Raw genomic sequence first — 23,499 nt, 5'->3', positions numbered from 1 at the left:
AACCAAACACCACAAACAAAATGCGGTATCCAAGTACAAACATGCTCACAACAAAAAGTGCAAAACAAACACACTGTACAGTTAAGAAACACCGGAAGTTTTCTAGATTTCAGAGCTACACCACTTGCGTGACTGCTATCTGTCCTCTTGTCCTCAGCGGTCGAAGCCTCGTTTGAGGCTTTGTAACTTCCTTTGAGGTTGTCCTCTGCTTCGCCGTCTCAGACGACCGCGCCGCAGCGGAATCAACAAGTTATGTTCCAGGCATTACCTTTGCAACCTTGGATTTGGATTTTTTTGCTGGAATCCACCATTTCCCTTGAAATAACGGGACTTTTATTTTCCAAAAACATTAAGCCACAGGTTGAAGGATGCCCGTGAGCAGGGCAATAGCCACGAAAGCTGCAAATACAAACCGGTAAATAACGAACGGCAGGAAGCGATTCGTTGAGATCCACTTCAATAGCCAGTGGATGACTGCAACCCCTACCCCACCAGCGATAAGGGTTGCCACGATCGTCTGTGGCCATGCAACTGTTGACGATCCAATGTCTTTGAGCTTGTACAAGCCACTGGCAAGAACCGCAGGAATAGCCAATAGGAATGAATACCGTGCCGCAGCTTCTCGGGTATACCCCATGATGAGACCAGCCGTGATCGTCGCACCCGAACGGCTGACACCGGGCATCAAGGCACAGGCTTGTGCAAAGCCATAGATGATGCCGTGGGTCCAAGTGAGCTGACGAAGGTCCCGTTCTTGGGTGGCACCCGCGTCGGCTGACGCCATGTAATAGCCAACAGCAATGAGCATGGTGACTACCATCCAGAGGTTTCTGAACGTCGCATCAATCGCATCTTCAAGTAAGAGACCAAGAACCGCGATCGGGATAGAGCCAATGATGACAAGCCACCCCATACGTACATCAGGGTCCGTAATGGGTACCTTGCGCATAACCCATCCCAGCCAGGCCTTGATGATGCGCCAAATATCGTGGCGGAAATAAAGAATGACCGCCAATTCTGTACCAATCTGTGTAACCGCTGTAAATGCGGCACCAGGGTCTTGTTGCCCAAGAAGCTGGCCAATAATGGCAAGGTGGGCACTGGAGCTAATGGGTAAGAACTCGGTTAGCCCTTGCACAATGCCTAATAAAATCGCAGTCATCCAAGACACTGAGACTCCTTCATTTTTAGACAGACCGTATCACCTATTGTTGTGCTTGTTAGCGATGTTTCTTGCGTACCGCCAAACGCAGATATATCGCACCCACTGCGGCTACCAGCGCCAGCACAATAGTGATCAGACGGGTACGTTGCGCCGCCGCAACGGCGTCTTGGGGTTCTATCCGAGCATCAACGACATAGTTTGGGTTTGAGGGGTTCACTCGCAACCGGATCGGTTCCCCTACCGGCACCGCTTCGTTAGCTTGGGCGACACGAACGTCTTCACCGTTAATGTCAACGGTCATGCCCGTAAACCCTTGGTGAACAACGACAGCGGTTATCACCCTAGCCTGATAGCCCTGGAGGGCAGATGCGTGGGCAACGGCACGACTTTGAGGAATGATTGCAAATCCCAGCGCAACAATAGCAAAGATCGTTAATACGATTGCCAGCAGCCCTTTGGTATTGGGTTGACGGGGATTACCGACGAGCTCTTTCATTCCACCAGCAATCGCAGAAGGACTCCACACGCCCTTCACCTTCGATACCAAGCCCAAAGATGGCCGTTGCCGAGATGCTCGCTGCGCAGGGCGGGGTTGGCGTCCTTGGGCTGGCCGCGTCTTGGGTTGGCCAGTCGCCTGCGGTGAAGGTGCAGGACGTTGAGGCCGGGACCGGCGTTGGTTCCCGCCTTGTTGCGCAGCCGTACGCATTGGCGCGGTTGCCGATGATTTCACCGCTGGGTTCCGTGCCGGCCGTCCTGGCTGTTGGGTGCGCCCCGGATGGGGGCGGCGTGGTGCACCAGTCACTGGTTGATTCGATCGTGGTTTATTCGATCGCGGGTGTTCGGTTGCCATCTTCATCCCTTGTTAGGTCCTCCTACCCTACCCATTGAGTTTGGGTGGACTGGGTGCCAGTTCAATCCATGTTTGGCCAGGAGCAAAAAACACCGGTGCCCCTGCCTGGTCCACCACACTAAGCGGAGAGCTGGGTGAATTCTTGCGCCAACTTCCTTCAATGGCCATACCATCACGCAGGATAATCGCAGGGCCACTACCTGTAAGTTCTGTGTGGACGGTGGCGTTGCCCCCTGAATCTCTCCCGCCGTCCTTTGCAACCGTCACTTGCGCAATGACGACCGTTGCGGCTTTCCACGGTTGCGCACCTTGTTGTGTACGAGCCCAGTGGTCTTGCGCCCATGTCCACGTTGCTTTCGTGGCATCTGAAAAGGCGACCTCAGCCGTTGTTGTCGGCGTTGTACCCGGAATCACATCTGGCTGCGGTGGTGTGGCATCAAACAGGAAGGGTGATTGGGTTGCATTGCGCCCTTGGGCGGCTACCTGTTCAGCGATAGTGGCCACGTTGACCGCTAAATTATGTGGTGCTTTCCGGCTCTTGACGCGCCAAAACGCGCCATCCACTTCACCGTGGATCCAGAGGTTCAACCCGCCAGCTCGAAGTACTTGTAAGGTCGGTTCCGCTGCGCCACTCATCGCAAGATCAGTGCCGAAAGAAGGAAGAATCTGGGTATCCACCGGACGACCTGAGCGAATGGGAGCAACTTCTGCGGGTAACGAACTGTGATAAATGGCGAGGAATCGGGTGGTGCCACCCTCAACGATTTCTTCAACCACAACATCAGCCTGGTCTAGCCCCGTTTGCGGACGAGCACCAGGAGCGTTATCAACCTTCACGGCGACGGCGGCACGGGTGAGGGCGTTTGGATCATCAGCAGGGAGGCCGGTAAATGGCCAAGTAGCACCGCTAATGGCAGGAGGTGCCGACTCACCTGGCAGCGAGGTGGCCTGTTCAGAAGGAGGGGCTATCGGCGTGGGTTGTGGCGCAGGTTGACTCGCACAAGCGCTAAGGACTAATGGGCCAGCAACCACAGTTGCCAACATCATGAAGGTGGGAGAAAAACGATTTACAGGTGTACGCACCGGCTCAGTTTACGATAGCGCAATGAATATTAAGGTCATTGGTGTCGAACACGACAGCGGCGCAAAGCTGGTACGCATGTTGACAAGCAAGCATGAGGTCGGCGTCATCTTGTGCGCAACACCCTTATTTGACCTTGCTGGCCAACAACCACTGCGCATGTCACCAGATCAATGGCTTGGGGCGGGGGCAAGTAGTTGCGTGACCCTATCACTGACCGATCAGGCCGCATTGGCCCAATCATTTACCGGGGTTGACGCCCTGGCCATTATGTTGGGACGACCAAGTACCGACCCTGCACCCTACGTGGGGGCCATGGCCACTATCATCGCCGCCGCGCACAACCGCGTAAAACGGTTCGTGATGCTCAGTGACCTTGGCGCCAGCGACCCTCAGGATAATGAATGGCTCCAAGCTCTTGCACGGGTGGAAGGCATGGTTGCGAGCACGGGAATGGATACCACCGTGATACGCACGGCACTGACACTTGATGATTCTGACCCCCTCACCCGACTGATTGCGGCTGGACAAGTTCGCGACCTGGGCGGCACGCACTATCCCATCACGTCAGGGGATGTAGCTGGGGCAGTTTGGATGGCCCTGCATGATCGACCCCACCTAGGACGCACTCAGGTGATTGGCCTTGCCGGAGATACACCAGTTGCGACAGGCGACCTGCACACGATCCTGCCCCCAACGACCCAGCCAGGTCCCGGCGTCAACTTGCCGCCATCAGTGGCGGATTGGTTCAACCGGACCCACACCCCACCCCCTGGGTCAGTGATTGTGCATTAGTGGATTTAATCTTTAAATGGCCACCCTGCGTGGGGCACAGGTTGATGTATGTGGTATTCCTCGCTTGGCTGAACTGAGGGCATCCTGTGCCGTAATCGGTCTTTTATAGGACTGAGGGCTTGCTTATTGCCTAGCGTCAGAAGAGCTGGCCTCTCGCCCCATTACACCGTTGTCCTACCACTGGCTCGGTTGAGTTCCCCAGTTTGAGCTCCCCAGTTTAAGCTCCTTAGTGATCCGGGAGCCTTTCCAGGATGGAATCTTTTACAAAATATATGCCGCAACAATCTACTAAATCAAAATAGATAACTTTAGCTATTAGTTAAACAATACAAATCCCGTTATTTCCGAGGTCTCAGATCAGGAATATCCTTGATAACTTTAGACATTACCCCGAAAACTAGGGAATGCATTAAATAATCCATCATACAGATTATAATCATTATATAGCATTCTAGATATGCTTCTCATTAAAAAATCCTCGACCACCACATCTGTGAGCCAGCGTCAAATCCCACGACCCTTTTTTCCCTGTGTCAACCAAATAGAATCACCCCCAAGGCAAGACAACCAACGAATGGAATATCAATGAACAGCAATGAAAACCGTTCTCTCAGCACAGGAAAGATCATTTTCCTATTTGCAATCTTCTTGATATTAGCAATTTTAACAACTTTATATATCGTGCCTTATCTATCATACTCAATATTGAATTAGATAAGCCTTAAAAAACGTGGGGGACATTTAGTAAGCCATAGTCCACCCACCCTAATGATTGTGGCACCGTTTTAACTTCCGGTGCCACAATGCTTATCATATAAATGCTTATCATATAAACGATATGATCCACTCATTTCAGGTCTCAGAATGCACACTATCACTGAACTCATAAATGGCGTTGAGGAGTGTATCCTCAACGCCATTTATGATTCTCTATACTAATCAAATCGTGATTAGCGCTCCACACGCGTGAAGTGACGTACGGGGTGAGTAGCTGCAGGCACGACCGGAGCGATAGGGGCAACTGGTGCCTGAGCGGCTGGTTCAGCCAAACGAGTTTCGGTTTCTTCTGCTTCTAAGGCGTCAAGAATGCCCTTCACCCATTCGACATTCTCAGCCAAGTCAGGGTGCTTAACATTCAAGGAGAAGGTATCTAGGGCTACTGGTTCCGTGTCAAGTTCGGTGGCCAGCGTAACCAGGGCCAAGTCAGTCACCGGCGCATCAGGGTGAACCCAGATGATGCTGGCGGGTGTTGAAGTACTCCCCTCAACCACATGAATATCACTCGCGGCAAGAATCGTGCCGTTCTCCGTGATGCATTCAGCACTGGTGAGTACCGCCTTGGGGGCTACCACGGTTGCTTCGCAACGAGCTTCACCAGATGCGTCCACGATGTGAGCCAGGCCGGGCGCACCGGCAACCTTGAACTCATCGGCGTGGGCCGGCGTTGCAAGTGGTGCCAAGGTCGCAAGGGCAGCAAAGGCAACGGCGGTGAAGCGGGTAGCGAAGGTGGACATCGTGTCTCCAGTGGGTTGAGGTTGTTTCTGTCGTGCAATCACGGTACGTCCCACTTGGTGAAAAGACTCAAAACGCGACGATTTATCACTAGTTGTAGTTTTAACATCTCTATGGGTGATATTCATTGGGAATCTATTCGGCCAAAAACCTTCTATTCCAAGGATAATGGAATATTTACAGCACCTAACGACCCTCAGTAAGAAATTGTGAAGATACAACTAAAATGCGTCTGCGGTCAGTAAGAAGATCGCGACCGCAGCAAGGGTGTTCACCACAGTGTGCGCGGCAAGCATAGGGACAGCCAATCCAACCTGGGGTTCTCACGGCACGGAACGAGAAGGTACGTTTTCTTTACCTATGACCCCAATACCATCTGGAGATGCACCATCGCGGATGTCGATCTATCTCGACATCACCTCATTGGCATCAGTCGTTGCAGCAATACGGATTAACCGTGTTGAAGAAACCCTGTCCTATTGGTTGAACTGGGTTGTGATGGACCCTGTCGGTATCATCACCGACCAGCCAATAGATCTAAGAACACGTGCTCAGATAGCCGATTTACGCAGCCAGGCTCATTATCTCGGTATCACGATCACACCCCCCTCGTGGCGACCAAGCCCTATTTATGCACACGCCGCGATTGACTGGGCATTTGACCATAGTCATGTGTACGGGCGAAGCGCCTTCATCGCGCTATCCAAGGGGTATTGGGCAGGTATAACAGATATTCGGCAACCAGCAGCTGTTATCAACACCGTACGGAACGCTGGCATCCCCACCCAGGGGTTAGATCGTCACCTAGGGCGCAAAGAAACACTCACGACCCAATATCGTCAACTCGTGCAAGCAAGGGCAGCCCACATCGGTGATGTACCTGTCCTCAGCGTGGCAGGCACACTCCTACCAGGGCTCCTAGACGAAGATGCCTACATCGAGATTATTGAATCAATGCGGTAGTGGCGCCCAGCGTGCCAATGATGACTACCGAAAATCAAAATGCCCGACAACACGAACGGCATCTTCACCTTCGAGCCGGCCAGCTGGTTTTGCATTCTGTTGGAGAAGCCAACCCTCTGGCTGACGAGATACCGCAATGCGGTTACGCCAAGGCACCGAATGAACTGCCGCATTACTCAGCAACCAGAGATTGCCGTAGTCATCCTCAAGGATGGCAGATGTTGACACGAATCCAACACTGCCCTCTTCCATAGCACTAATCACGGTGTCGCGGGCCGGCATACCGGTGCGGATATCAGCTTCTTCTGACTCACCTGCTTGATCATCCACAGGTTCACCTGTGGGTGCATCGCGTCGCATGGCAGCCTCAAAGGCTTGCCACAAATCATCACCAGTCTTGCCAGGGCCATCAACGACATGCTGATCAGCGCCCACCTGTACAACCGCCTGGGTACGATTCAAGAGCGCAAGGATCGTGCCAATGATCCCGATGATGATGACTTCGGTCATTGGCTAGCTGAGCATGTCTACGCCACGCAAGAACACATCCTCACGTGGTCGATCAGCACGATCGGTGGGCTGTTCAGCAATCGCATCAACCGCGTCCATACCGTCGGTAACATGACCAAAAACGGTGTAGTTAGGGGGCAATGGAGCGTCCTTCAATACGATGAAAAACTGTGAGCCATTAGTTGCGGGGCCTGCATTCGCCATAGCAAGCGTGCCACGGGGGTAGCCGTGGTCACGGGCATGATCCAGTTCATCAGCAAAGGTGTACCCAGGACCACCCGTTCCCGTACCGGTGGGATCACCCATCTGTACGACAAAGCCAGGGATAACCCGATGAATAATTGTGTCTTTCCAGAACCCTTCATTCGCCAAGAACGCAAAGTTATTCGCTGCTTTTGGGGCGTGCTCGGTGTGTAACTCAACAGTGATATCACCCAACGATGTACGAATCACCGCGCTATGGGTGGGTTGATCATCCAGTACATTTTCAAACATGTCATATGAAGTCATGAACTCACCTTAGCCGACTCGTTGGTGTATTGGGAACCAATTTCACCGTCTCAATCACCGTCTTAGCTATTCGCTTGCTTCCGCATTTTCAGCGGGAAGCTGAACCTGTTCTGGAGTAGCCGCTCCGGCTGCTGGTGCCTGTTGGGCTGCGTTGGCTGCAGCCTCTTGTGCTTTAGCCTCACCGGCGGCATGTTCTTCAGGGGTAGCTTCACGCACAACCACGTTGTTCATGTAGACCCGCTCTTGGGGTGTTTCGCCAGAATCACCAGCGGCAGGAACCGAACCGATCAATTCGACAACATCCATACCTGAGATAACCCGACCAAAAGTGGCATAGGAAGGCGGTAACTGGAACTTGTCGTTGTACACAAAGAAGAATTGGCTACCACCGGTGTTGGGTCCGGCATTGGCCATGGCCACGTCGCCAGGCACATAGCCCTGTTCAGCAACACGCAGCTCATCGGGCAGGCTATACCCAATCTTCCAGGTGGCATCATTCGTTCCAGAACCGGTTTGTAACGCCCCGATGGTCGTGGCATTGCGGAAGATTTCTAAGCCATCAAAGAACTTCTGTTGGGACAAGAACACAAAGCTGTTGACCGTCTTAGGCGCTTCCTTTTCCAACAAGTCAATGACCACCGGGCCACAACTCGTTTGGATTTCAGCTACCCAGTCGGTGTCACCTAACACCTCGGCAGGGCCTCCCGGATAGGTATTGCGTACTGCAGCAGCATTATCAGGTTGGGTTGCGCTACACGCGATAGGAGTATCTGCAACCTTCGCAGGTTCAGTAAACGCCTTGGGTTCACCAGCAGGGATACTCGGATCGTCCGGTACAACCTCAGTGCTCTCTGGCGTTGGTGTAGACGTAGGCGATGCACTGGGACTTTCTGTTGCGCGCGCTTCCTCGGCACGATCTTCAACCACCGCCCACACCACCAAGGCAGCCCCAACAAGGGCCACTAAGGCGATGATGATCCACGTGTTGAACCGCTCACGGCTCTTACGTGCTTTGTAATTGGACCCGGTTGCGCTTGCCTTACGGCCCCGCGCCAACTTACGCGCTGTACGCGCCTCTTTAGACCTATCCACGTCTAACTCCTAGAGATTTAATAGTCAGCGCCCTTTGAGCGGCGAACCTCTGCACGCCAGCAATACTGATGCCAATGGCGTCGCAAGTCAGGATCACCTGAGGGGAATACGACAACATGTGCCTCACCCTCGGGAACCGTGTTCCCACAATCTGGGCAGAGATACTCACGCTCAGCACGATGCGCAGGCACGTGCTGAACTTCATACCCTTCGATGTAGTACTCAGGGTCAACGTTGCGTGTGGGCCCCAAAATGTCTGCGATGTCTCGCATCGCGTCGGCATTTTGCCATGGGCGAGACTTGCGCTTACTGCGCGCACCCTTGCTCATGCGGCGCTCCTTGGAAGATGGTCAACCGTTACTTTTGGCGAACGGCCAGCCTAGCAGCCAAGTTCATCCACTCTGTAACAGTACGACAATGACGGATAAAAGATTAAAGACTATATGGATGACAATCGGTAGCACGAGGGCAACTCGTCGCATCATCATCCATCCATTGATCAAACCCAAGATTGTGGTGACAACTACAACAATTGGGTTGAAATGAACGAACCCAAAGAATACCGCTTGTGCCAATAAACCCACCCCTAATCCATACCGGGTGGTCATAGACGAAAAAAAAGCGCCCCGGAAAAATACCTCTTCGGCGATGGGAGCCACGAACACCGTCACTACCGCATTAAAGATAGCGGCAACTCCCCCTTGGGTTAGTGCCTCGCGGGTAGATACCTGAATAGGTGGAACCGCCAGGTGAAAGGCATCAAAAACGGCGACGATGAGGGGAGAAACAACAATATTGAGTGCAAGCCAGGTGGGAATAGCCACCAGGACACCGAGACCAATCGTGCCCCACCATGATGATGGCCCCCACCACTGCGTGCGCTGATCTACCCCATGATTGGCATGGTGCCAAGCCCAAAACCCAACCGCGAACAACAATCCAAATTGGACAATCAGAACAAACTCAGCCGGTAACCATACATGAAGGAGTTGAACCAAGACGAGAATGACGAGCCACGCCAGTACCAGATAACCAGGTGGAACAGGTTCATAGAGATCCCGTCCTAGAAATGGATGTAGTTCCTGGAACATCATTCATCAAGGATTTCAACGACTTCACGAGAAACATCAGCGCCGAGCCGGGTGAGGTTCTCTTGAAAATTAGCATATCCACGATCAATGTGGTGCGGATATAACACTTCTGTACGACCATGAGCCACAAGCCCGGCAAGTACCAACGCGGCTCCAGCCCGAATATCGTTTGCCTTGACCTGTGCGCCATGAAGCGGATTTCCACCTTCGATGATGGCCTGATTTTTACCAATCACCTCAGCCTTGAGTCCCATCTTGGCAAACTCATCAATCACACCAAGCCGTGTCTCAAACACATTCTCGGTGAGCCGGCTGGTTCCATAACACTGACTCATCAGCACAATATGTTGACTTTGTAAATCTGTTGCAAACCCCGGATAAGGCAACGTCCGCGTCTCATGGGCACGCAAGTGATCACTAGGCAGCACCCGAATGGCGTTGCCGGTCACACGCAACTCGACTCCGGCACCACGCATGTCTTGTAACGGGCGATGCAGGTAAGCCGGATTAATACCTTCAACGGTAATATCTCCACCAGTGATCGCCCCCGCGACGAGGTACGTACCCGCTTCTATGCGATCACCAATGACGGCATGTGGTTCTTGGGCAGCCTCCATGCGCTCAACACCCGTCACGGTCAGCGTCTCATCACCTGCCCCATCAATATTGGCACCCATCTCGTTTAAAAACGTGACTAGGTCAATAATCTCTGGTTCGCGTGCAACATTACGTAAAATCGTTGTGCCCTCAGCCAAACAGGCAGCCATTACGAGGTTCTCAGTTGCCCCAACGCTGGCATATTCCAGAGTGTAATCGGCACCGTGTAACCGGCCGCCTGGTGCGGTGATTTCAACAAAGTCATCGCCATCTTCAACGGTGGCGCCCATTGCCTTCATACCATCAAGATGGATTTCAATTCCCCGTTTACCAATCTTGTCCCCCCCAGGCATGGCAATTCGCGCGCGGCCAGTGCGGGCAACCAAGGCACCCATGACCGAGATTGAGGCACGGATCGGTTTGACGAGTTCCGCAGGTGCATCCGACCCAATCACTTCGTGGACATCAAGCACGACCGTGTCCGTAATCGGGCCAGATTCAATCTCACCGGTGGCGCCAATATGCGTAACAAGATTGACCATATGCGCAATGTCAGTGATTTTAGGCACATTAATTAAGGTCGTGCGCCCTGCCCCCATCAAAGCAGCACCGATTAGTTTAAGCGCACTATTCTTTGCGCCACTGATTGTGACGGTGCCATGCAAGGTACGAGGACCATTCACAACGAATGCGTCACCGATGCGTTTTCCCATAGCGGATTAGTTTATGCGCCAGACCGGAGGGTGGACGCAGAAGATACTCAAATGTGCCGAATTTGAAGAAAAGTCCCCAGATATTTGCTTGAATAACGAGGACGATAAAACACGTAAATGCGGCAACATACCGCAGGGATACGGCAATCGTTTCATAAAGCTCCAGCGCATTCTCTCCGTACAACAAGCTATCCCCGATAACGCCGAGAATAATCCATTCCTCAACGAATGAGAACACGTAGAGCCAGAGCAGATGGCAGATATACAGCGTGAGGGCTTGTCGACCGGCAGTAGCCAGAGCACGCCCAGCCTTCCCCAAATACGGCGCAACGAGCACACAGAACGCAACGAGGAATGTCGCACTTGCCTCACCTTCAACGAGATAAAAGATCGTGTTGGAGTGCGGGGTGATTGTAGCCCACACCGGTATCTCACCTACACCTCTAGCCAACAACACTTGCTGTGTGAGTCCTGCCGCACCATGAATACCTACGATCCCAACTAATGCAGCGCATGCAAGGGCTTTAACGATTCGACGATCTTGCCAATCAACACGACCGAGTAAGACGCCCGCAAGGACCGCCGAACCCCACGTCACCAGTGGATACTGGCCGTTATACAAAATGCTGGCAAGTTGTTTGACCGGCGAGTCCAAAAAGCTGCTCACCACAAGGCGAGGGGCATTGATCCACCACAACGAACAACCTATACCCAGCCAACTCGCTGTAGTTAGTGCAAGTGCCCAGGTGGGTAACTGAGCACCTACCCACCCCACCACGTAATAGAAGGCATAGAACTGCAAAATAATGATGGGTCCAGGACTGACCTCTTGGAGAAGGATCCCAAGCATAAACAGTACGCCGGCACGCCAGAGCACGATACGAATACTCTCGTGAGGACTCTTCGCGCCCAATAACAAGGTGATCCCGATCCCCGCTATCACCACAAAGGCCAGTGACGCTCGCCCATGCACCGTCCCCAGGATTACCCCGATTACATGGGTAGATTCCCTTGCCGGAACAAAGTGCGCAAGAATCATACCAAGAAGGCTCAGTGCGCGCGCAATATCTATTCCTGTAATCCTGTCAACACTTTTTGTAATTTTTTTCTCTGAACCCTCAATCGACGCTTGACCCCAATCTCCGGGTTTTTCCTGATGTACAAAACCCTGGTATGGATTGATATTCTGCTGGAAACTAGCTGTTTGCTGGACCAAACCATCAACTCGCCGTTGAATGTTGGGGCGCCAAGATTCAGGTGTTTGGGAATCCATGCGCCTGATCGTACAGGTTCGTACCTTCTATAGACGTCGTACCTTTCCTTGCGATGAATACACAAGGATTAATGACGCGACTCAACATGCGCACCGTTGTGCTTTCTGCTCTGATAGCTACCGGCTTGTATGTCGGAAGTGGCGTAACCGCCCCAGTGCAGGCAACCACTCCCGAAGCAGACGAACCGATCGAAACGACCGTACAAGAAGAAATCGACGCCGCACAAGCGGTTGGTACGGTCAGCGACTATTCAGGTGACGTGTCCTTAGCTGGTGGTAAGCAGGCCGGTGAAGGAGAAGATACTCCTATCGACGGCAACGGTAAAGCTGCTCGCAAGTCCTCCATTGATATCTTCCCGATTCAGCAGAATGCCAGGTTCACTGACACGTTCGGTGCCTCTCGTGGTGGTGGTACCCGCCGCCACTTAGGTGTAGACGTGATGAGTAAGCAGATGAATGAAACCTATGCCGCGGTTTCAGGCACCATCCGCAAAGTCAAGAACGAAGGTGTTCACGAAGGTAAATATGCCTCCTCGTTCTACCTCCTTCTTGACGGTGATGATGGACGCTCCTATTTCTATGTTCACTTGAACAACGACACCCCAGGCCGCCCAAAGGGTTGTGACGGCAAGGGCGGTATGGAAAACGCCCTCTCCCCACGTCTGGTCGAGTATTACAACCAGCACAAAACACTCCAGGGTGCTCGCGTTGAACGCGGTGAACACATCGGTTATGTCGGATCCAGCGGTAACGCCTCCTGCGGTGTGGACCACATCCACCTTGAAATCTGGCCAGCTCACGGTTGGGATGCCCAAAAACGGGCTTTGAACCCCTACCCCATCTTGAAGGCTGCCTACGATACGCACGGTGCTCCCTATGGGAACAATGGCATCGGTAACAACAGCCCCAAGCCGAGTGAACCATCAAAGCCAGAGGCAGGCAACAAGCCCACTGCCGAAAAACCAGCTGCTGAAAAGCCAGCCGCCGAAAAGCCAAGCAGCAATAGCCCGCTTGAAGGGGCAGAACGCATCAGCTCCAGTGAACGTATCGGCACCGCCGCACGGCTCAGCGCATCTTCCTTTAAGACTGCAACGACCGCCGTTGTTGTTCCCGCTGACACCTACCAAGGTGCCCTTCTTGGCGCACCATTGGCAGCCGCACACAACGGTCCCGTACTGTTGTCAGAAACTGGGCGCTTAAGCGAAGCAACCCAAAAAGAATTAAAGCGACTCGGTGTCCGCAATGTCTACACCGTTGGCACCATGCCTGGGGCAAGCAGTGGCCTCACCAAGGCTGGCTTTAAGGTGACCACCGTTGACCACAAAGACCCTGCAGTCTTAGCCAATAAGGTTGCCGAACTCGTTGCCCAATCCAATGAAGGTAAGTCTGAGCTTTCAGCCATTGAGAACCGTCACGTCATCTTGGTTAGTGGTGACAAGAACGCATGGCCAGACGCCCTTGCAGGCTCCGTCTTAGCCGCAACCGATAAGGCTCCCGTTCTGTTTACTGATCGTGACACTATCTCTGATCAGACCCTCGAAACCATTAAAGACCTGAACCCCAGCCATATCAGCGTCATTGGCGGTACCGCACGTGTGAGTGACAAGGTCTTTAAGAAACTCCAAAGCCAGTTCATGCTAGTTGATCGCCTCAGCGGTCCTGGCCGTGTAGAAACAGCCCTCGCGGTGAGCTCCTACATGGTGAGCAAGAACCCAAGCATCACTAATCGTGTATTTGTGGCTACCAGCTCCAACTACCCAGATGCCCTTGCCGCAGGCCCGGCCCTTGCCGCACAAGGCGGTGTCCTCGTCCTGGCTAATCCAAGTGGATCCAACAGCGCGGTCCGTGAGTGGATTTCCAGTCAGAACGGTGTCGACAACCTCTACGTCATCGGTGGTACAAGCGTGATGCCGAACGCCACTGTGAATGCAATCGCCAAGAGTGCTCGATAACTGCACAACCTAGGCAGCACGAAAGAAGCCCCCGGTTCTCTCTCCCGGGGGTTTCTGCTATCTACTCACCGGCACTCTCCCTAGCATGGGCACACTCTGGCGGCACACCCCGGCACCGGCGCACCCTGGCGCGGGCGCGGGCATTGCCCGCCTCGGGCACCTTCGCACCCCAGGACACCCTGGCCCGGTCACGCTCTAGCACGGGCGCGGGCATTGCCCGCCTCGGGCACGTTCGCCTGCCGCCATCCATGGCGGCAAACCGGCTCACTGAATTCGCCCATCCTGGGCTCATATCACCCTGGCAGCCAATGCCCCCACCCTTAGCCCATACCACCACACCAGCACCCCTACCACCCAGATAACCAACACCCCCACCTACACCACCTGTTTCGGGGTTTATGGCCCTACTCGTGGCAGTTTGTTGGCACAACTAAATGTTCCAGGCCAAGGGCCTGGAACGGTATAGCAGGGAACTCAATTAGATTTTGGTGCCGCAGATTGCATTGGCTTCATCGCGGTCGGCAACTTCACGGCCTTGATCAACAAGAATCGTCAACGTGTTGTTCTTGAACTCAAGAAAGCCACTCTCAATCACAAACACGCGCTCATCAAGAACCGCTGACTTAAGTACCAGCGGTGCCATCGTCAGATCAAGTAAGGCAGGAAGGTGATTCGGCAGGATTGTCATTAACCCACTACCAGATTTGGCAATCACCTCGTCCACAGGCCCTTCATAGAGCGCATGGGACGGGGTCACCACCTCGGCAACAATCCTGCCTAGATTCTCCGTAGCCATTACTTCTTCAATTCTGCCGCATTGGCCAGCACATCGTCCAAGCCACCCGCATTCAAGAAGGCCTGCTCTGGCACGTCATCAAGTTCACCATCAACCAGCTTCTCAAAGCCCTCAATCGTGTCCGTAAGAGGCACGGTCACCCCATCAACACCCGTGAACTGCTTCGCCACGTAGAACGGCTGGCTAAAGAAACGCTGCACCTTACGGGCGCGCTGAACAATCACCTTGTCCTCTTCACTCAACTCGTCCAAACCAAGAATCGCGATGATGTCCTGCAAATCCTTGTACCGCTGAAGCACCACCTTCGTACGGTTCGCCACGTTGTAGTGACGCTCCCCAATAATCTGCGGGTCCAGAATGCGACTTGTTGAGTCCAACGGATCAACCGCAGGATAAATACCCAGTTCAGCAATAGAACGGCTCAGCACGGTCTGAGCGTCCAAGTGAGCAAACGTTGCGTGGGGGGCCGGGTCGGTCAAGTCATCGGCAGGCACATAGACAGCCTGCAAACTCGTTACCGAGTGCCCCTTAGTTGACGTAATACGCTCCTGGAGGGCACCCATTTCGCTCGCCAACGTTGGCTGATACCCCACTGCCGACGGCATACGACCCAACAAGGTGGAAACCTCAGAGCCTGCCTGAGCAAAGCGGAAGATATTGTCAATGAAGAGCAACACATTCTTTTGCTCCACATCACGGAAATACTCCGCCATGGTCAACGCGCTAAGCGGTACACGCAAACGCACTCCCGGCGGTTCGTCCATCTGTCCAAAGACCAGCGCAGTTTTATCCAACACGCCAGCTTCTTCCATTTCAAGCATCAGGTCCGTACCCTCACGGGTACGTTCACCAACACCAGCAAAAACGGAATACCCACCATGGTCTTGGGCCACACGTTGAATCATTTCCTGAATCACAACGGTTTTACCCACGCCGGCACCACCGAACATGCCGATCTTGCCGCCCTCAACGTACGGGTGAATAAGGTCAATGACCTTGATACCCGTCGTAAACATCTTCGATTGGGGTTCCAAGTGATCGAAACTGGGGCTATCGCGGTGAATTGGCCACCATTCACTCGGAGAAATCTCATCAATACCCACGTCCAGTGGATGGCCGAGCACGTTATACACATGCCCAAGTACACCCGGACCAACCGGCACTTCAATCGGCTTGCGACTATTAACCACAGGGGTACCACGACGAAGCCCATCAGTAGGCTGCATCACAATCGCACGCACAATATTGTCGCCAACTTGCTGGGCAACCTCGGCTGTTAGCACTTGAGAAGAGCCGTCTTCTAAGGTTCGCTCAAAGGTGATCGCGGTATTAATCTCAGGCAAATCGTTGCCCGGAAACTCCACATCAACCACGGGCCCCGTGACCCGCATGATACGACCTGTAGGGTTTTCATTACTCATTGGGGCTCCTAGTTAGCGCTGCGAGCCAGCGCATCAGCGCCGCCCACGATCTCGGAAATCTCACTGGTGACCGCAGCCTGACGGGCTGTATTGGCCTTGATCGTTAACGTATCGATCACTTCTTCGGCATTCTCTGTTGCAGCCTTCATGGCGCGTTGACGGCTCGCATGTTCACTAGCCGCGGATTCGAGCATGGCGGCAAAAAGTTGCTGTTGGACATACCTCGGCAATAGCGCATCCAACATGACGTCCAACCCCGGATCCATCAGATACTCGGGATGCACACCGGCCTCTTCCTCAGGTTTGAGTTCATCAACTGTGATATCAATCGGGTTGTCGATATCAATAGGCAAAATCTGTGCACGGGTGGTGCGTTGGATAAGCGCATTCACAAAGGCCGTATACACCACCACTACCTGGTCAATCGTGCCGTCACGATAATCACGCACAATAGGATCCACCACTTGGCGAGCAGCATCAGATGAAGGCTGGTCACTTAACCCCTCATAGGCACGCTCGACTTCAACATTCCGGAACCGCAGCCAGGACGCACCCTTAGAGCCGACACAAACCATCTGGACTTGTTCACCATGAGACAGCAACTCTTGGCGAGCATCATACGCCGTACGAATAGCGTTAATGTTGTACGCCCCAGCCAACCCGCGGTCTGACGTTATGACTACCACACAGGTTTTGCCGGCACCGGGATGTTTGCGCAATACCGGATGATTCTTTGCCTGTGGAAATGCAGATAGATGCCGAACAACGCGGTTCATTCCCGCAGAGTAAGGACGTGCGGCCTGCACAGCTCGTCTCGCCTTGGCAATTCGACTCGCAGCAATCAATTCCATCGCACGCGTGATCTTCTTCGTCGACTGAACACTTTTTATTCGTCGACGAAGGACACGGAGTTCAGCGGCTCCTGCCATCCTTATGCTCCAGCGGCGGAGACAGCCGCCTGCGCCGCAAATCCGTCATTAAAGTCGTCGATACCAGCTTTCATCGCATCAACGAGATCATCACTGAACATCCCGCTATCAAGCTTGTGCAACGTATCGGGATAGCGTGACGCGAAGAACTCACGAAGTTCTCGGTCATAGCGCCGAGCATCAGCGACCGGGTAAGCGTCAAGATAGCCGTTCCCCGCAGCCCAAATACCAATAATCTGTTCACCATTGCTCATCGGCTCATACTGGGGCTGTTTCAAGATTTCGATGGTGCGCTGGCCACGGTCCACTTGGCGCTGAGAAATGGGGTCCAACTCACTGCCAAACTGGGCAAAGGATTCAAGCTCACGATACTGCGCCAAACTCACACGCATTGTGCCTGCCACCTTCTTCATCGCCTTGGTTTGGGCAGAACCGCCCACGCGGCTCACACTGATACCCACATTCACCGCAGGACGGACGCCCTGGTTAAAGAGGTCAGTTTCAAGGTAAATCTGTCCATCAGTAATGGAAATCACATTGGTGGGAATGAATGCTGAAACATCGCCACCCTTCGTTTCGATGATGGGCAACGCCGTCATCGAACCCCCGCCAAGTTCTTCACTGAGCTTAGCTGCACGCTCCAATAAGCGGCTATGCAGATAGAACACATCACCGGGATAGGCTTCACGCCCTGGCGGACGGCGCAGCAACAAGGAAATCTGGCGGTAAGCGTCAGCCTGTTTGGACAAGTCGTCATAGACAGCTAATGCATGTTGGCCGTTGTACATCCAGTAGTTACCAATCGCCGCACCGGTGTACGGTGCAAGATACTGGAATGGCGCCGGGTCCGACGCTGCCGCAACCACTACCGTCGTATACTCCATCGCCCCGTGTGCTTCAAGACGGCTAACAATTTCAGCAACCGTTGAACCTTTTTGCCCGATAGCGACATAGACACACTTCACTGCTTTCTTGGGGTCACCACTCAGCCAGTTTTCACGCTGATTGATAATGGTGTCAATACACACCGCACTTTTACCGGTCCCGCGGTCACCGATGATCAACTGACGCTGACCACGACCGATAGGTGTCATCGCATCAATCGAGCGAATACCCGTCATCAACGGTTCATGGACTGGTTGACGCTCAACGACTGAGGCGGCCTGTACTTCAAGACCACGACGCCCGTCAAGCTTGTCTTCGTCCAAAGGGCCCTTCCCATCAATCGGGCGACCTAAGGCATCCACCACACGCCCGAGGTAAGCATCACCCACTGGCACGCTCAGGACCTCACCCGTCCGGCGAACGATTTGTCCTTCCTCCACACCATCACTCGGCCCCAAGACCACCGCGCCAATAGAGCCCTCATCAAGATTCATCGCAAGGGCGTATAAGGTGCGGCCTTGGTGGTCAGTACCGAGTTCTAACAGCTCATTCGCCATGGCATCGTTCAACCCGGAAAGGTGGATAATGCCGTCAGAGCTTTCGAGGACGTGGCCGACTTGCTCAGTCGTTTCTTTCGGAGTCCACTCACTTAACCGCTCACGCAGGGACTCGGCAATGGCTTTAGCATTGAAATCACTCATCTAGGTCTCCTAATGCGCTTCCGCAATAGCGTGGTGTAGGTCTTCAAGACGACGGGCAATGGAGGCGTCCCGCAATTCGCCGTTCAAATCGACGGTGATACCGCCTATCAGGTCTGGATCTACGGTCACATCCAACATCACGGGGCGACCTGCAACTTGGGTAAGTTTGGCAATGAGCGCATCTTCCTGGCTGACGGTGAGACGGTGTGCAACACGCACCCGGGCAACCTGTACACCCTGAGCTTCCACCGATCGGCGCCAAGATTCATCCGCGATTCGACGGAGGAGACGAACATTCTCAGCCACAATGAGTGCGGCAATTAATGCGGCAACTGGGCGGCTACTTTCATTCACAACGTCAGCCACCGCACTCACACGGTCAGCTACTGGAATGGATGGGTCATTAAGCTTGTCACGTAATTCGGTATTCGCGTCAATCGCATCAGCGAGATGCCGCAAGGCCAAGAACGATCGTTCATCATGATTGATGGCGGACACCATATTGACAAACGCATTAGCCCAAGCGGTTGGGGAATGTGAATCCATATCTCCTCCAGGCAGTACTGGTTACTTGCTGGCTAATTCGTTGATAAATTCATCGACGAGGTCAGAGTGACGCTCGACATCAATTTCTCGACGAACGATACGGCTGGCCAATACCATGGCGAGGTCACCAATTTCATCACGAGCTTCACGCAGGATACGCTGATGCTCGGCTACGGCAGCGGTGTGCGCATCATCACGAATCTTCTCGGCTTCTTGCTTCGCTTTACGCACGATCGACTCACGCTGCACGTCAGCATCTTGCCGCGTCTTCTCAATTAATTGATTGGCCTCTAAATGGGCTTCTTTTAATAATGCGGCGTATTCATCTTGAGACTTTTTAGCCTCAGCGACCGCTTTATCAGCCTCTTCAAGCTGTCCCTGGATAGCCTGACGACGTTCCTCAAGCACTTTGTTCAATGTAGGAAATGCGAACTTAGACAAGAAGAACAGGACAATGGCAAAGGAAATTAGCCCGAATACAAGCTCTGGTACCTCTGGTAATAGTTGGAGGGCATTGGGATCACCCTCGGCAAATACAACCATTAGACACCGCCACCCATTACGACGAAGGCCAACACAAGCCCCAGCAACGCTAACGCTTCGATAATGGCGATACCAATGAACAGATTCGTACGGATCGTGCCAGAAGCCTCAGGTTGACGAGCCATGGATTCGATCGCACCCTTAAAGAGCAGACCGAGCCCGATTCCTGGACCGATACAGGCCAAACCGAAGGCCAAAGCGGCAGCGATTGAACCGATATTTCCTGTCATAAGTGTTCCTCTTTTGGATTGGACGGAGTGTGACTCCGTTACATGGTGATCTGGAGAGCTAAATCTGTGAGTACAACGCCTAGTGGGCGGGCTCAATTGCGCCTTGGAGATAAACGGCAGTCAAGATTGCAAAAATATAGGCCTGTAAAAACCCAATAAACATTTCGAACGCAACAACAACTGGCCCAAACAGGAAAGTGATGATCCCGATAGGTAAGAACCAATAGTTTGCGTCAGCAGGTGCCAGCCCTGGGATACGCAAGAATGACCAGGTAGCAATAAAGGTGATCGCCAACAAGAGGTGACCGCCGACCATATTGGCAAATAACCGGACCGTTAACGTGACGGGGCGCAGAATAAACGTACTAATCAGTTCGATTGGGGTTAATAAGAAATACACCGGCCATGGCACACCTTCTGGGAAAGCAATGTCCTTGAAATAGGCCATCCCTTGATGACGAATTGCAACCACAATGAATAGGACATACGTAACCATCGCCAAGCCAAGTGGATAGGCAATACGGCCAGTTGGAGCAAAGTTCACAAAGGGCGTAATTTTAAACCAGTTATTGACCAGGATGAATACAAACATCGCGGTTAATAGTGGAACGTACGGCTTACCTTTTGGCCCAATGACATTCATGGCGATTTCACGGTCGACAAAGTCAACAACCAATTCACCTAAGGCTTGCATCTTGGAGGGCACAATCTTGGCATTGCCGAAGGCCATCCAAAAGAAACCAATGGTGATAACCACACTGAGGGCGACTAAGAGGTACACCCGCGTGAACGGGGAGCCTAGAAACTCTGGCCCCGGCAAATTAAAGAGGTGCCCGACCTGGGGGATTTCGAACGGGCCACCAAATGGACCGGATGCAAAAAGGGCGTTCACGCAAGTACCTTTCATGTTTGTTGGCGCGTGCGGAGCACGTATGGTTTCGCAGGGGTAACCCAGTGATAGCGAGGATCTTTCGCACACACCCAGAGGCAGGCGAACGATCCAGCAATCACGGTAATCGCTATACCCAACGCAAAGGGCGCACCGGGTCTTGCAACATTGTCAATTGCAACAAGTGCTAATGCAACCAAAATCCCTAAACGAATAGGAACAAAGGCCATCTCAAGCATAAGCGCCCGTCGCCCACCTGTCGCTGCAAATACATGGAGTGGCCACATAAAAACGTAAGTCGTCACGACACAACCAGCGCCAAATGCCACATCACGAGTTGCCTGAGGAACCAATAGGGCACTGATCCCAGCCGCCAAGAGCCCGACAAAAACTGCCGCACCGAGTTGGGCGCGGGCAAGGGAAGATTCAATCCCAACCATCAGGGCGCGCGAGTGCCTAGTTCCCGAATACCGGGTGCGGCTGAGTCGACGGACGTATCGGTAGCTGTCGCACCGGATGATTGCGTGGGGTGTTCTAACGCCGTGATTGCTCTCCGGTATCGGATATAGATGGCATACATACCGACAAGCAACCCGACAAATAAACCAACAATGACCAACCGAGGGCCGGTATGAAAGACCCAACGGTCAAGGGCATAGCCAATAGCCCCAAAAAACACTGGACCGGAGAGTAAATCCGCAGTGTAGGTATAGCTTTCGTCCTGGCTTAGCGAAGCAACCATATGGTCCCTAGTCATCGAGGTGGAGGTCAGTTGACCCTCCCAGGGAGGATACCCGCTAACCGACGGTCAGGCTATGGTCACGCTCCGAGTTCGGGCTATGGTTTAGACATGCGCATTGCTATTGGGGCGGATCACGCCGGATACGAATTAAAACAACATCTCATCGCCATGCTTACTGATGATGGACACGATGTCATTGATTGCGGTACCCATTCCACGGAGTCTGTCGATTATCCCCCCATTATGTTTGATGTGGGACGCAAGGTAGTCCAGGGCAATGCTGACCGCGGTATTGTCATTGGAGGTAGCGGGCAAGGCGAACAAATTGCGGCCAATAAAATCAAGGGAGTCCGAGCCGCCCTTTGTAACGATGAGTGGACCGCCCGCCTCAGCCGGCAACATAACGATGCCAATGTCATGGCCATTGGTGGCCGGATTGTTGGACTCGGCCTTGCCCAGGACATCACACGGTTATGGTTAGCTACCCCATTCGAGGGCGGTCGCCATCAACGGCGTATCGATTTGATCAACGACCTCGAACGCCAATACCCCTGAGGCCTACCTCATGGTAAATGATCGCGTTTTCGACCACCTGATTGTGCTCGGGGTCGCATTTCTTGCCGCCGTCGTATTGACACCCATTGTCGTACGTACCGTCACATGGTTTGGCTTACTTAAAGCCCCTGGTGGTCGCAATGTGCACACCAAACCTACGCCTGAGTTTGGTGGTATTGCGATGTACGTTGCCGTTCTGATCGCCCTAGCTGTGGCCACCCAGTTGCCTGCCTTTCGAGCCATATTCGGCACCACCAGTGAGCCTGAGGCCATGGTGCTTAGCTCTGCCCTGATTTTTTGGGTGGGTCTCCTCGATGACTCTCGCCCAATTCGTGCAATCGTGAAATTAGCCGGTCAGGTTTTAGCTGCGAGTGTGGCTGTTATCTTCGGCGTTTCTGTACATTATGTCTACATCCCTTTTGGTGATGGCCAAATCGTCAGCCTTTCTGGTGAACTAAGTACCCTCGTCACCGTTATCCTCATCGTGGCCATGGTCAACGCCGTCAACCTTGTCGATGGCATTGATGGTCTCGCCGCTGGCATTGTGTGTATTGCATCAACAGCAATGTTGATTTGGGTTCTTGCACCAGCTACAACGCCCTATCCCAGTTTGCAAGGTGCAGCCAGCCTGATTCTGGCCGCCCTTATTGGTACAACATTGGGATTTTTAGTATTTAATTTTCACCCCGCCTCAATTTTTATGGGTGACACCGGCGCGATGATGCTGGGCTTTTTACTCGGCACTGCCAGCGTGTCCGCAATCGGGAATGCGATTACGCCCTCATCTTCTGACTTTGTCGTTACCGCGATTCCCGTCCTTATTCCTGCTGCAGTGCTGGCTATCCCGTTTTTAGATGTATTGCTCGCGATTTTGCGGCGCACCATTCAGGGGCGACCGATCTTTAGTCCAGACAAAAATCATCTCCATCACCGCATTCTCAAATTAGGCAATGGACAACGTGGCACAGTCATGATTCTTTGGGGATGGGCAGCCCTCATTGCCTTCACCGTTGTCGGCCCCGTCTTAGCTCCATTTCGGCCAGTTCTTGCCTTCTCGGCTGTGGGAGGGGTGTGCTTACTTATCGCGACGTGGGTACCTCATTGGACCCGCCGACACTTCAATACCGACGACCATGAGGAAACAACCAGCGCCTAGCC

General features: G+C 53.2%; 26 protein-coding genes. 5 read left to right on the top strand and 21 right to left on the bottom strand.

Features of this window, described 5'->3' with window-relative positions; genetic code table 11:
* Nucleotides 1-349: 349 nt before the first annotated feature.
* Genes VCU37_RS05070 through VCU37_RS05060 form a run of 3 tightly spaced genes read right to left on the bottom strand, consistent with a single transcriptional unit; the run spans nt 350 to nt 3,098 of the window.
* Entirely contained in the window at nt 350-1,171 is an 822-nt protein-coding gene (locus VCU37_RS05070; RefSeq protein ID WP_418896441.1) for an undecaprenyl-diphosphate phosphatase, read from the bottom strand.
* A gap of 49 nt (nt 1,172-1,220) precedes the next feature.
* Nucleotides 1,221-2,015, bottom strand: coding sequence for a hypothetical protein (locus VCU37_RS05065; RefSeq protein WP_336249525.1), 795 nt, complete (start codon nt 2,013-2,015; stop codon nt 1,221-1,223).
* Nucleotides 2,016-2,042: 27 nt separating this feature from the next.
* Entirely contained in the window at nt 2,043-3,098 is a 1,056-nt protein-coding gene (locus VCU37_RS05060; RefSeq protein WP_336249524.1) for a DUF3048 domain-containing protein, read from the bottom strand.
* A gap of 22 nt (nt 3,099-3,120) precedes the next feature.
* Here VCU37_RS05060 and VCU37_RS05055 point away from each other — a divergent pair, with 22 nt between their 5' ends.
* Entirely contained in the window at nt 3,121-3,891 is a 771-nt protein-coding gene (locus VCU37_RS05055) for an SDR family oxidoreductase (protein ID WP_336249523.1), read from the top strand.
* A gap of 950 nt (nt 3,892-4,841) precedes the next feature.
* Here the strand turns inward: VCU37_RS05055 and VCU37_RS05050 are convergent.
* Nucleotides 4,842-5,405 (bottom strand): trypsin-like serine peptidase, encoded by a 564-nt coding sequence (locus VCU37_RS05050; RefSeq protein WP_336249522.1) that lies wholly within the window; start codon nt 5,403-5,405, stop codon nt 4,842-4,844.
* 358 nt (nt 5,406-5,763) lie between these two features.
* Here VCU37_RS05050 and VCU37_RS05045 point away from each other — a divergent pair, with 358 nt between their 5' ends.
* The gene (locus VCU37_RS05045) at nt 5,764-6,366 is read left to right on the top strand and encodes a hypothetical protein (RefSeq protein ID WP_336249521.1); all 603 of its coding nucleotides are present in this window, start codon (nt 5,764-5,766) and stop codon (nt 6,364-6,366) included.
* 24 nt (nt 6,367-6,390) lie between these two features.
* On the opposite strand, the gene VCU37_RS05040 is transcribed toward VCU37_RS05045, so the two are convergent.
* The 7 genes from VCU37_RS05040 to VCU37_RS05010 form a co-directional block, all read right to left on the bottom strand.
* Nucleotides 6,391-6,876: a hypothetical protein gene (locus tag VCU37_RS05040; protein WP_336249520.1), complete on the bottom strand. Its 486-nt coding sequence runs from the start codon at nt 6,874-6,876 to the stop codon at nt 6,391-6,393.
* 3 nt (nt 6,877-6,879) lie between these two features.
* Nucleotides 6,880-7,386, bottom strand: a complete 507-nt coding sequence (locus VCU37_RS05035; protein WP_336249519.1) for a peptidylprolyl isomerase — start codon at nt 7,384-7,386, stop codon at nt 6,880-6,882.
* A gap of 66 nt (nt 7,387-7,452) precedes the next feature.
* Nucleotides 7,453-8,478 carry a peptidylprolyl isomerase gene (locus VCU37_RS05030; RefSeq protein ID WP_336249518.1) on the bottom strand — a complete coding sequence of 342 codons (1,026 nt, stop codon included), beginning with the start codon at nt 8,476-8,478 and terminating at the stop codon, nt 7,453-7,455.
* A 17-nt stretch (nt 8,479-8,495) separates the two neighbouring features.
* A complete protein-coding gene (locus tag VCU37_RS05025; protein ID WP_336249517.1) occupies nt 8,496-8,807 on the bottom strand; it encodes a hypothetical protein in 312 nt (103 codons plus the stop codon).
* Nucleotides 8,808-8,870: 63 nt separating this feature from the next.
* Entirely contained in the window at nt 8,871-9,572 is a 702-nt protein-coding gene (locus tag VCU37_RS05020; protein WP_336249516.1) for a CPBP family intramembrane glutamic endopeptidase, read from the bottom strand.
* Complete coding sequence (gene murA, locus VCU37_RS05015; RefSeq protein ID WP_336249515.1) at nt 9,569-10,879, bottom strand: UDP-N-acetylglucosamine 1-carboxyvinyltransferase; 1,311 nt, start codon at nt 10,877-10,879, stop codon at nt 9,569-9,571. The genes VCU37_RS05020 and murA overlap by 4 nt, the downstream gene beginning before the upstream one ends.
* Nucleotides 10,860-12,152: a heparan-alpha-glucosaminide N-acetyltransferase domain-containing protein gene (locus VCU37_RS05010; protein WP_336249514.1), complete on the bottom strand. Its 1,293-nt coding sequence runs from the start codon at nt 12,150-12,152 to the stop codon at nt 10,860-10,862. The genes murA and VCU37_RS05010 overlap by 20 nt, the downstream gene beginning before the upstream one ends.
* A gap of 71 nt (nt 12,153-12,223) precedes the next feature.
* Between VCU37_RS05010 and VCU37_RS05005 the strand changes: the two genes are divergently transcribed.
* A complete protein-coding gene (locus tag VCU37_RS05005; protein ID WP_336249513.1) occupies nt 12,224-14,104 on the top strand; it encodes a cell wall-binding repeat-containing protein in 1,881 nt (626 codons plus the stop codon).
* A gap of 478 nt (nt 14,105-14,582) precedes the next feature.
* On the opposite strand, the gene VCU37_RS05000 is transcribed toward VCU37_RS05005, so the two are convergent.
* The 10 genes from VCU37_RS05000 to VCU37_RS04955 all read right to left on the bottom strand — a co-directional run bounded on the left by VCU37_RS05000 (nt 14,583) and on the right by VCU37_RS04955 (nt 21,786).
* Nucleotides 14,583-14,900, bottom strand: a complete 318-nt coding sequence (locus VCU37_RS05000; RefSeq protein ID WP_336249512.1) for a F0F1 ATP synthase subunit delta/epsilon — start codon at nt 14,898-14,900, stop codon at nt 14,583-14,585.
* Nucleotides 14,900-16,321 carry a F0F1 ATP synthase subunit beta gene (atpD, locus tag VCU37_RS04995; RefSeq protein WP_336249511.1) on the bottom strand — a complete coding sequence of 474 codons (1,422 nt, stop codon included), beginning with the start codon at nt 16,319-16,321 and terminating at the stop codon, nt 14,900-14,902. Before atpD ends, VCU37_RS05000 begins: the two co-directional genes overlap by 1 nt.
* A gap of 8 nt (nt 16,322-16,329) precedes the next feature.
* Nucleotides 16,330-17,250 (bottom strand): F0F1 ATP synthase subunit gamma, encoded by a 921-nt coding sequence (locus VCU37_RS04990; protein WP_336249510.1) that lies wholly within the window; start codon nt 17,248-17,250, stop codon nt 16,330-16,332.
* Between the two features lie 2 nt (nt 17,251-17,252).
* The gene (gene atpA, locus VCU37_RS04985; RefSeq protein WP_418896442.1) at nt 17,253-18,836 is read right to left on the bottom strand and encodes a F0F1 ATP synthase subunit alpha; all 1,584 of its coding nucleotides are present in this window, start codon (nt 18,834-18,836) and stop codon (nt 17,253-17,255) included.
* 9 nt (nt 18,837-18,845) lie between these two features.
* On the bottom strand, nt 18,846-19,382 hold the full coding sequence (gene atpH, locus VCU37_RS04980; protein WP_336249509.1) for an ATP synthase F1 subunit delta: 537 nt from the start codon (nt 19,380-19,382) through the stop codon (nt 18,846-18,848).
* Nucleotides 19,383-19,403: 21 nt separating this feature from the next.
* Complete coding sequence (gene atpF / locus VCU37_RS04975) at nt 19,404-19,925, bottom strand: F0F1 ATP synthase subunit B (RefSeq protein WP_336249508.1); 522 nt, start codon at nt 19,923-19,925, stop codon at nt 19,404-19,406.
* Nucleotides 19,925-20,155 (bottom strand): ATP synthase F0 subunit C, encoded by a 231-nt coding sequence (gene atpE / locus VCU37_RS04970; protein WP_336249507.1) that lies wholly within the window; start codon nt 20,153-20,155, stop codon nt 19,925-19,927. The genes atpF and atpE overlap by 1 nt, the downstream gene beginning before the upstream one ends.
* 79 nt (nt 20,156-20,234) lie before the next feature.
* On the bottom strand, nt 20,235-21,047 hold the full coding sequence (atpB, locus tag VCU37_RS04965) for a F0F1 ATP synthase subunit A (protein ID WP_336249506.1): 813 nt from the start codon (nt 21,045-21,047) through the stop codon (nt 20,235-20,237).
* Nucleotides 21,048-21,058: 11 nt separating this feature from the next.
* Complete coding sequence (locus VCU37_RS04960; RefSeq protein ID WP_336249505.1) at nt 21,059-21,484, bottom strand: hypothetical protein; 426 nt, start codon at nt 21,482-21,484, stop codon at nt 21,059-21,061.
* A complete protein-coding gene (locus VCU37_RS04955; protein WP_336249504.1) occupies nt 21,484-21,786 on the bottom strand; it encodes an AtpZ/AtpI family protein in 303 nt (100 codons plus the stop codon). The genes VCU37_RS04960 and VCU37_RS04955 overlap by 1 nt, the downstream gene beginning before the upstream one ends.
* Nucleotides 21,787-21,894: 108 nt before the next feature.
* Between VCU37_RS04955 and rpiB the strand changes: the two genes are divergently transcribed.
* Together rpiB and VCU37_RS04945 are read left to right on the top strand one after the other, a co-directional pair.
* Nucleotides 21,895-22,341 (top strand): ribose 5-phosphate isomerase B, encoded by a 447-nt coding sequence (gene rpiB / locus VCU37_RS04950; RefSeq protein WP_336249503.1) that lies wholly within the window; start codon nt 21,895-21,897, stop codon nt 22,339-22,341.
* Between the two features lie 10 nt (nt 22,342-22,351).
* Nucleotides 22,352-23,497: an MraY family glycosyltransferase gene (locus VCU37_RS04945; RefSeq protein ID WP_336249502.1), complete on the top strand. Its 1,146-nt coding sequence runs from the start codon at nt 22,352-22,354 to the stop codon at nt 23,495-23,497.
* Nucleotides 23,498-23,499 lie beyond the last annotated feature (2 nt).

Origin of the sequence: Stomatohabitans albus (genome assembly GCF_036336025.1) — a bacterium.
GTDB classification, from domain to species: Bacteria; Actinomycetota; Nitriliruptoria; order Euzebyales; family Euzebyaceae; genus Stomatohabitans; species Stomatohabitans albus.
Note: the sequence above shows the minus strand (reverse complement) of the source record. Positions and strands in the feature narration are given on the sequence as shown.